This is a genomic window from Nocardiopsis sp. TNDT3 (genome assembly GCF_003427465.1).
In the GTDB taxonomy this organism is placed as follows: domain Bacteria; phylum Actinomycetota; class Actinomycetes; order Streptosporangiales; family Streptosporangiaceae; genus Nocardiopsis; species Nocardiopsis dassonvillei.
This window is the reverse complement of record NZ_QPFC01000306.1, coordinates 1-1,819: the sequence shown is the minus strand read 5'-3', so window position 1 is coordinate 1,819 and position 1,819 is coordinate 1. Positions and strand designations below refer to the sequence as shown.

Below are 1,819 nucleotides of genomic sequence, written 5' to 3'. Positions count from 1 at the left end.
GGGACCGGGACCGCGGCCCGCGCGAAGCCCCCGTCTCAGGGACGGGACGCCCCGCCCCCGGCGCCCCGTCCGCCGTCGTCATCCTGCCCGTCGCGCACCAGGAAGGGCGCCAGCAGTTCGGGGACGGCCTCGTCCGCCCAGGCCAGGCCCTGCCCCAGCCCCACGTCCCTGGCCGCGTACATCCCCTGCCCCGCCGCCGTCGTGGCGGCCACGTCGGCCAGGCCCAGCCTGCGCTGGAACGGCGAGCGGTTGATCCGCCAGCCGATCACCGCCGACCGCTCCAGGGTCACCGTGTCGCGCACCGCCATCCCCTTGCGCACCACCAGGTAGCGCGGGTGCAGCCCGTGGCCCAGCCCCCGGTAGGAGCCCACGGCGTACCAGAACGCCGCCGCCGCGATCGCCACCGCCAGCACCGCCCAGGCCCAGCTCGGCGTGACCTCCACCGCGCTCGTGGCCAGCGGCACCGGGATGATCTCCCGCTCCACCTCGTGCACCACGTCCCACCAGGCCTCGGCGATCAGCGTGTGCAGCCAGGCCAGGGCGCCGGAGAGCACCGCGCCCAGCACGGCGACCACGGCGGCCCGCGTGAAGCGGCGGCGCAGCGCGGCCCGGGGGTGCACGGCCAGCGCCACGTCCAGGGGCGAGTCCGGCGTGCCCATCAGGTCGGCGGCCAGCCTCCGGGCCCGCTCCCGCGGCATGGCCGGGGACAGGCGGCTCCTGGCGCTGGTCTTCTGGTCGTCGGCCGCGGCCAGCCCGGTGGCCACCGCGCGCACGTCCGCCCCGCCCGACAGCCGCAGCACGTACGGCTCGTGCAGGGTCACCCCGTTGAGGCGGCGCCCCTCCACCGACAGCGACACGCTGGTCAGCAGGCCGCGGCGCAGCCGCACGGTCCCGTTGGCCTCCCGGGTGAGGCGGTAGTTCCACCAGGTCTCCACGGCGACGGCGGTCAGGACCACCACACCGGACACCAGCAGACCCAGCAGTGTCAGGGGCACCACGATCAGGATCTGCCCCATCACGAACGAGGACATCTCCTCCACGCTGGGCAGGTTGGCCCGCTCGGAGAGCCAGTCCCACCCCACGCCGCCGGTCTGGGCGTTCAGGCCCAGCAGACCGGCGATGGCGCCCAGGCCCACGCCCAGGGTCGCGGTGGTCGCGGGGGCGTAGGCGAACCAGCGGCGGTCGAGGCGGGCCAGTTCGGTCTCGCCTTCCTCGCCCGCGCCATCCTCGGCGGCCTCACCTGCACCGGACACGGCGCCGGCGGGCGCGCCCCGGCGCAGCAGGTCGCGGCGCAGCCACTCGCCCTGCTCCGCGGTGACGTAGAGCAGCTGGAGCTGGTCGGCCCCGGCCCCGACCTGCTCACCGGTGCCGACCGTGACCGAGCACAGTCCGAAGATCCGTACGTAGATCGGCGCCGCCACGTCGACGCTGCGCACGCGCTCGCGCGGGATGGACCGGTAGGACTTGGCGACGATGCCCGAACGCATCTCCATGCGCTCGTCGGTGACCCGGTAACGGGTCGCGCGCAGGCGCAGCAGGTCGAGGTAGGTCATGAGCGCGGTGAACGCCAGTGCGGCGGGGACCGGGAGCAGGGCCCACAGGGACTGTCCGGCCACCACCAGCACGACGGCGACCACGATCGCGCTCGGGACGAGGAACAGCCCGACGACGACGGCGCTGGCCCACACGCTGAGCGGGTGCAGCCGCTGCCAGTCGGTGACGGGGGTCTCCTCGGCGGGAACGGGTTCCGCGGAGGCGGCGGGGTCCCCGGCGGGAGAGGCGAAGGTCTGTCCGGCGGGCGCCGAGGCTCCCGCCGGAC

1 protein-coding gene is annotated in these 1,819 nt (G+C 75.5%); it reads right to left on the bottom strand.

What is annotated here, in order from left to right; translation table 11 throughout:
• Positions 1-35: 35 nt before the first annotated feature.
• Positions 36-1,819 (bottom strand): PH domain-containing protein (locus tag DQW06_RS08285; protein WP_117198238.1); only part of this gene is annotated, 1,784 nt, incomplete at its 5' end.